This window comes from Pantoea sp. KPR_PJ, from assembly GCF_041386365.1.
Lineage (GTDB): Bacteria > Pseudomonadota > Gammaproteobacteria > Enterobacterales > Enterobacteriaceae > Pantoea.
The window spans coordinates 348323-355496 of sequence record NZ_JABMIK010000004.1; the positions used below are offsets into that span (position 1 = coordinate 348323).

Genomic DNA, 7174 nt, shown 5'->3' on the forward strand with positions numbered 1-7174 from the left:
GCAGAGAGCAGCAGAGATACAAAGATCCTGACACCAGGGAAACCTTTACTGACTGCAATAAAAGTTAGCCAACTGACCATCGCCACCCGGGGGATCCTGAGTTGCATCAGGGAATCGTCCCACGGAAGGGCGTTATCGATCGCTGAAACAGGGAAAGAGTATGACCGCTCCACATGCTGACGGAAATGCACCGTCGTCTTTACATTCTGCCGCCGACGAGCGGCTTGCTACCTCTTCTGGCCGCCGTGATTTCTGGCGCGCAACCTTATCCTGCTGGCTTGGCACTGCTATGGAGTACGCGGACTTCGCGCTCTATGGCCTGGCGGCGGGCATTATCTTTGGTGACGTTTTCTTTCCACAGGCAACGCCTGCCATGGCGCTGTTATCGAGCTTTGCTACCTGGTCGGTGGGATTTATCGCCCGCCCGATCGGCGCAGTGCTGTTTGGCTGGATTGGCGATCGTAAAGGGCGAAAGGTGGTGATGGTGATCACCATCATTCTGATGGGGGCTTCCACGACCTTGATCGGGCTTATCCCCAGCTATGCCACGATTGGCCTCTGGGCACCCGCCTGTCTGGTGCTGCTGCGCTTTACCCAGGGGTTGGGTGCCGGGGCAGAGCTGTCGGGCGGTACCGTCATGCTGGGCGAATATGCGCCGGTCGAGCGGCGCGGGCTGGTCTCATCGGTGATTGCTTTGGGTTCCAACAGCGGCACGCTGCTGGCCTCGCTGGTCTGGCTGGCGGTAGTGCAGATGGATCAACAGAGCCTGCTGGCCTGGGGGTGGCGTATTCCTTTTCTCAGCAGCGTACTGATTGCGCTGGCGGCCCTGTGGATCCGCCGCCATCTGCGCGAAACCCCTGTCTTTGAACGCAGAAAGCAGGAGCTTGAAGCAGAGCGCGCCGCTGTTTACACCGCGCAGCCCGACGTTGACAGGCGTGGGTTCTGGCCGCGCACGCGTGCATTCTGGACGCTGGTGGGACTGCGTATTGGTGAGAACGGCCCCTCGTATCTGGCGCAGGGCTTTATGGTGGGCTACGTAGCGAAAGTGCTGATGGTCGACAAGTCAGTGCCGACGACAGCCGTATTTATCGCCTCGGTGCTGGGTTTCGCCATTATCCCGCTGGCAGGCTGGCTCTCCGATCGGTTTGGTCGTCGTATTACCTACCGTGGGTTTTGTCTGTTGCTGATGCTCTATGCCTGGCCCGCCTTTTCGCTGCTCGACAGCCGGGAACCCGCGATTGTGATTCCGGTCATCGTTGTGGGAATGGCGCTGGCGTCGCTCGGCATCTACGGCGTACAGGCTGCCTGGGGCGTAGAGATGTTTGGCGTCAGACATCGTTATACCAAGATGGCCGTTGCCAAAGAGTTGGGGTCGATTCTGTCGGGCGGCACGGCACCGCTGCTGGCGGCTGCAATGCTTTCGTGGAGCGGGCACTGGTGGCCGATCGCGATTTACTTTGCCGCCATGGCCGCTATCGGTTTCTTTACCACGTTTGTTGCGCCAGAAACGCGAGGGCGCGATCTCAATTTACCGGAAGACGCCATTTAGTACGGCACTCGCCGTCGCACACAACCGAACAGGCCGTGATGATTCACGGCCTGTCGTGTTTAGATCAGGAGCGAAAAGGTTGAAACAGCCGCCAGGCAAAGTTACGCGCAGCGACGTAGCGAAAATTGCAGGCACATCGGTTGCGGTGGTCAGCTACGTCATCAATAACGGCCCGCGCCCGGTAGCGGAAAGCACGCGGCAGCGCGTGCTGGATGCTATTCAGCTGACCGGCTATCGCCCGAACGGAGTGGCGCGCGCGCTGGCATCAGGCAGCACCAAAACCTATGGCCTGATTGTGCCGAATATCAGTAACCCTTTTGTCGCGTCCATGGCCCATGTGCTGCTACAGGAATCGCTGGATCATGGCCACGTTATGCTGCTTGGGGACGCAGGCGATGACCGTCAGCGTGAGCTGGAGCTGATCCATGGTCTGCTGAACCGCCAGGTAGACGGCCTGTTTTACAACAGCGTCGATCGCCATCCCTACATTGACGTCATTCAGGCCAGCGGCACCCCCTTTGTGATGCTGGATCGTGTCGAGCCGCAGCCTGGCGTCTGTATGCTGCGCGTTGATGAACGACAGGCGGCATTTCAGGTGACCTCCCATCTACTGAGCCATGGATACCAGCAGGCTGGCATGATTCGTGGTCCGCTGGAGATGATGAACGCGCAGGATCGCGTTCAGGGCTGGCGCGACGCGATGATGGCACACAAGGTGCCAGTCGATGAGTCGCTGATCTTTGCGGCCAGCTACACGCGGCAGGGCGGCTATGAAGCGGCGCAGCGCATGCTGGCAGGTCCGGGCGTACCGCGAGCGCTGTTTGCCAGTAACGAAGGTCAGGCGCTTGGCTGCCTGCGCGCCTTCGCCGAACAGGGCATTCGCGTGCCGCACGATGTCGCGCTGGTCTGTTTTAACGGCACCGAACAGTCAGCCTTTACCGTTCCGACGCTGACCTCTGTGCGCCAGCCGCTGCGGGAGATGGCACGCAGCGCGATTAGCATGCTGCAAAACTGGGATGGCGAGGCGAAAATTCAGGAATTTCCACACTACCTTGAAACAGGCGAATCCTGCGGCTGCCTGCCGCAAACAGGGAACAAGACGATATTAAAATGAAAAGAGTGATTATTGACTGCGATCCGGGTAATGGTATCGCCGGGGCCAATACGGATGATGGACTGGCCATTGCCCTGGCGCTGGCCTCACCGGCCCTGTCGGTGGAGCTGATCACCACAGTGGCGGGAAATACCCCAAGCGAAACGGGCGCGCAGGTGGCGAAGGATCTGCTGATGCGTCTTAATTCGTCGGTTCCGGTGGTGCAGGGCGCAACGCAGGCGTTGAAAGAAGATCCGGCGCCCTGGCGTGCGGCGCTCGATAATCGCGTGCAGCCTGACATGAAGGCGCTGTGGCAAGGCGTGCGTGCACCTGCTCCCGTCGCGGCAGATGGTGATGATGCGGCTGGCGCAATAGGCGAGCTGATTTGCAATAACCCGGGCCAGATTACGCTGGTGGCGATTGGCCCGCTGACCAACATCGCTGCCGCGCTACAACGCTATCCGGCAATGGCAGAAGCGGTAGCAGAGATTGTTATCATGGGCGGTGTTTTTGCGCTGGATGATTACATCAAGGACACCAATTTTGGACTCGATCCCGAAGCGGCGCATCAGGTGCTGCACAGTGGCGCGGCCATCACGCTGGTGCCAATGGATGTCACCACGCAGACGCTGCTTACCCATCAGGATCTGACGCGGATTACTACCAGCGATCACCCGCTGTCGCTCTTTGTGCGTGATACGCTGCGCCCGTGGATCGACTATTCGATTCGCACCCGTCGTCTGCCGGGTAGCTGGATCCATGACGTGCTGGTGGTCGCCTGGTTACTGAACCAGCGCGTGGCAAACGGCACCGACTATCGGGTCGATATTGAGCTACGCCCCGGGGCCACGCGCGGCAAAAGCTGGCGCTACCGCAATCCGCTGCGTATCGACGTCGGCATTCCTGCGAATACGGGGGCGCTGGTGCATGTGCTGCATCATGTCGATAACGCTTTGCTGCTGTCGATTATTGAAGATGCACTGACGCAGCTCTCTCGCTGAATCGCCTTTACCCCGCGCGGCATGTCACAGCGCTTCGCACACGTCTACCCATTCTGCCTGCGTCAGCTCCGCCATGCGCGCTGGCGTAATACGCACGGCACTGTGGGTTGCACCGGCTGCGGGCAAGACCTCATCAAACTGACGCAGTGATTGATCGCAGTAAACCTTGAGCGGATTCTCCAGACCAAACGGGCAGACGCCGCCGACCGGATGACCCGTCCAGTTCACAACCTCATCCACGCTCAGCATACGTGCTTTCGCGCCCAGTGCGGCTTTCAGCTTGCGGTTATCCAGCCGCGCATCGCCGCGCGTCACGATCAGCACCACCTCATCTTTGACTTTCAGTGACAGGGTTTTAGCAATCTGTCCGGGCGTAACGCCGTGAACGCGCGCAGCCATTTCAACGGTAGCTGTGCTTTGCGACATCTCAATAATGTCGATTTCAGGGGCATGCTCGGCGAAAAACTGCCGTACCGACTCCAGGCTCATCTCTTTCTCCATGCAGATCGAAGGCGTAAAAGCTGCCACAAGGTGGAAAAAGTGTAAACGGGAGAAAGGCGAAAATCGCGTTGCCGGGCGCGTTTACAGGCTCAGCGTGCAGTTGCCGCAGCGCTCAACGTCAGGAATGCGATAGCGCTGACAGCAGCTACGCCTGACCATTTCGCCGTCGCGCGGCAGCATAGTGCGGTAAAGGGGGTTATCACTGCCGTCCAGGAGACGACGGGTGAAAAAAAGCGCCTGTTCAAGTTGCAGGATGGTCGCTTCATCCAGCAATGTCCTGAGTTCACCGAGGAACCAGTAAAACGAGAAGCCCATATTGTTCCAGATGAGCCGGGCGTTAATGCCGCCGTGCTGCGTGATGGCGTTTACTGCGGGGATCAGATGTTGCTGAATCAGGCGGTCAATGCGCTGTGGGGCATTGAGGTAGCGCGCCTCCTCATCTTCCCTGGCATTGATCCAGAAGGCGCAGGGATAACCCTGCTCGTGAAACTGAACGTGAATATGCTGGGGTGAACAGTCGAGCGCGCGTGATTCAGCCAGCAGCGCCAGCATCAGCGGCGGCAGCAGCAGGCCAAAATACCATTGTGCCCAGAGTGACTGTACCGGCTTTGCTTCCTGCACGGCGTCAGGGTGCTGTCGATAGAGGTAGTCAGCGTAGCGCTGCGCCAGCACCGGGAAGTGTGCTGACTGTGACCAGTCGGCCAGCGTAAGGGTATCTGACGGCACCTCTTCACTAAAATGAAAGGTCTCCAGCATGGAACTGCGCTGCTCACGAATTAAATCGCGCAGGGCGCATGCCAGTGAACGATCGCCCTGCATAAAGATCGGCCGACTGTGCTGAAAGTGTTGAGGTTGCTGCCTGATAATTGACATGCTGAATAACGTGCCCGCAAATCAGAGAAGAAAGAATGATAATCGTTCTTAGTCCCATTCACAAGCGGGTCGGTGAGGTTGCTGCGCGAAAAAACAGCGCAGCGGCAGAGTGAGGAGGTCCGGTCTGTTTTCCTGAAAAGAGGGGCGGCGACAGGAAGCAGATGCGGTTTATCGCCGGAGCGCTGATGATCAGACTACAGCGCTTCGCTACTGACTGGCACGATCTTGGGTAAATCTTCCCAGGCAAGAATAGTATTGCGCCCCTGATTTTTAGCTACGTAGAGCGCACGATCGGCATTGGCAACGGCCTGATCAAATTCATCATCAAAGATGGGCGCAATACCCGCGCTGATGGTGACGTGCGTTGAAACCTTCTCGTTGAACCGGTGAGGGATCTCCAGGTCGACAACGTACTGGCGAATACGCTCTGCCAGCTTCATGGCAATTGAGGCATTCACATTGGTCATAAGGACCAGGAATTCTTCGCCGCCGTAGCGCACAACGACATCGCGCGAGCGCACCGCATCACGAATGGCTACTGATACGCGCGCCAGCGCCTGGTCGCCCATTGCATGGCCGTAGTTATCGTTGTAGGCCTTGAAATGGTCAATATCCAGAAGCAGAACAAAGTGGCTGCCGGCGTGGTTTTCCAGAATATTATCCAGCCGGTTTTTCAGGCCGCGTCGGTTATAGAGACCGGTCAGGGGGTCGAGCATGCTGAGATCGCTAAAAGTCTCTTTCTCCTCATACAGCTGACGCATCAGGCGGCGGGTAAAATGATCCACACGTCGGCGCATCAGATGTTGCAGAGAAAAACCAATCAGCGGCAGGGAAAGAGTCAGCAGCAGCATTGTCAAATGCTGGCCATTATCCAGCAGCAAGACGGTTACCACCGGCGGGGTGATATGCAGGCAGAAGGCCGTCAGATAATCGCTCAGCGCAATGGCGCTGATAAAAAAAACGCTCAGCAGGCTGATAATCAGAAAATGATTGTCGAAAAGAAAAACCTGATGATAACGGTGGTAAATATGCCACGCCCACAGGGCACCAAGCAGTAGCGCAACAGCATTTAATAAAGGGAATTTCGCTTTCGGCCTGATGAAACACGCAAATAACGTCAGGGTGCTTAAGAAAGTAATAGTGACAACTGGCGCAGATAATTCCGTTTGGGGACAATCTGTAAAAGGAATCAGGCAGAAAAGAGAAACGGCGACATTTAAAAACAGAAATAGCATCAGCGAGAGCCGATATTTACTGTGTTTCAGTTCATCGTAAGATTGTAATTTCATTATTGATACTCGAAACGGCCCTGAAATATCAAAGCGCATTCCGGCGAAAATAAGCACTTCTGCCGGACAATGAGCAAATCAGCTGTGTTATGAAAGGTGTTATCGGCCGCAATCTAGCATTTTACAACTGGTCTGTCATCTTCCGGTCCCGCCAGGAAAAAAACAGGCTGCAAGATGAGATTTGTTATCATATGATAATGAGAGTGATTATCATATGAGGGCGACGTAATGGTACTGGCGATGCTTGCCGCCTGCGGCTTGTGGGGAATCAGCTGGGTGATGGGAAAAAGGCTGGATAGCGCATGGGGCGTACTGCTGCCCTGTGCAGCGATGCCGTGCTTTGCGCTGTGGGAGCCGAGTTTCAGCCAGTGGCGTATCGTGATGATAATTACGCTGCTGTTAACGGTGGTAATGCTGTTTCATCGGCGACTGCGTCACTATTTACTGCTGCCTTCCTGCCTCGCATTAGCGGGCGGCTTAGCGGCCATTTCAGTGAATTTTCATGCGATATAAAACAAGAGAGATACATGAGGGGGACGGTCAGGGGATGACAACTCTGGTGCGAAGAGAGGGACTTGAACCCTCACGTCCGTTAAGACACTAACACCTGAAGCTAGCGCGTCTACCAATTCCGCCACCTTCGCATTGGAGTTATCTTTTCATGTCGCCGCATTGGTGCGAAGAGAGGGACTTGAACCCTCACGTCCGTAAGAACACTAACACCTGAAGCTAGCGCGTCTACCAATTCCGCCACCTTCGCGCAGTGCGATGCGAGATGAAAATCGTGGTTGTTGGTGCGAAGAGAGGGACTTGAACCCTCACGTCCGTAAGAACACTAACACCTGAAGCTAGCGCGTCTACCAATTCC

General features: G+C 56.5%; 7 protein-coding genes and 2 tRNA genes. 4 read left to right on the forward strand and 5 right to left on the reverse strand.

Annotated elements, in window-relative coordinates; translation table 11 throughout:
* The first annotated feature begins 160 nt into the window (after positions 1-160).
* The 3 genes from HP564_RS12155 to HP564_RS12165 all read left to right on the forward strand — a co-directional run bounded on the left by HP564_RS12155 (position 161) and on the right by HP564_RS12165 (position 3643).
* Positions 161-1549: an MFS transporter gene (locus tag HP564_RS12155; RefSeq protein WP_371243328.1), complete on the forward strand. Its 1389-nt coding sequence runs from the start codon at positions 161-163 to the stop codon at positions 1547-1549.
* Positions 1550-1628: 79 nt separating this feature from the next.
* Positions 1629-2663, forward strand: a complete 1035-nt coding sequence (locus HP564_RS12160) for a LacI family DNA-binding transcriptional regulator (RefSeq protein WP_371243330.1) — start codon at positions 1629-1631, stop codon at positions 2661-2663.
* Positions 2660-3643, forward strand: coding sequence for a nucleoside hydrolase (locus tag HP564_RS12165; protein ID WP_371243332.1), 984 nt, complete (start codon positions 2660-2662; stop codon positions 3641-3643). Before HP564_RS12160 ends, HP564_RS12165 begins: the two co-directional genes overlap by 4 nt.
* A 24-nt stretch (positions 3644-3667) precedes the next feature.
* Here the strand turns inward: HP564_RS12165 and HP564_RS12170 are convergent, their stop codons facing one another.
* The 3 genes from HP564_RS12170 to HP564_RS12180 form a co-directional block, all read right to left on the reverse strand.
* Complete coding sequence (locus tag HP564_RS12170) at positions 3668-4132, reverse strand: YbaK/EbsC family protein (RefSeq protein ID WP_371243334.1); 465 nt, start codon at positions 4130-4132, stop codon at positions 3668-3670.
* A 93-nt stretch (positions 4133-4225) separates the two neighbouring features.
* The gene (fhuF, locus tag HP564_RS12175) at positions 4226-5017 is read right to left on the reverse strand and encodes a siderophore-iron reductase FhuF (protein WP_371243336.1); all 792 of its coding nucleotides are present in this window, start codon (positions 5015-5017) and stop codon (positions 4226-4228) included.
* Between the two features lie 194 nt (positions 5018-5211).
* On the reverse strand, positions 5212-6306 hold the full coding sequence (locus HP564_RS12180; protein ID WP_371243338.1) for a GGDEF domain-containing protein: 1095 nt from the start codon (positions 6304-6306) through the stop codon (positions 5212-5214).
* Positions 6307-6534: 228 nt separating this feature from the next.
* Here HP564_RS12180 and HP564_RS12185 point away from each other — a divergent pair, with 228 nt between their 5' ends.
* On the forward strand, positions 6535-6819 hold the full coding sequence (locus HP564_RS12185; protein WP_371243340.1) for a DUF1435 domain-containing protein: 285 nt from the start codon (positions 6535-6537) through the stop codon (positions 6817-6819).
* A 44-nt stretch (positions 6820-6863) separates the two neighbouring features.
* Here HP564_RS12185 and HP564_RS12190 read toward each other — a convergent pair.
* Both HP564_RS12190 and HP564_RS12195 read right to left on the reverse strand, forming a co-directional pair.
* Positions 6864-6950: transfer RNA gene (locus tag HP564_RS12190), tRNA-Leu, on the reverse strand.
* A gap of 29 nt (positions 6951-6979) precedes the next feature.
* Positions 6980-7066 (reverse strand) — tRNA-Leu (locus HP564_RS12195).
* Between the last annotated feature and the right edge of the window lie 108 nt (positions 7067-7174).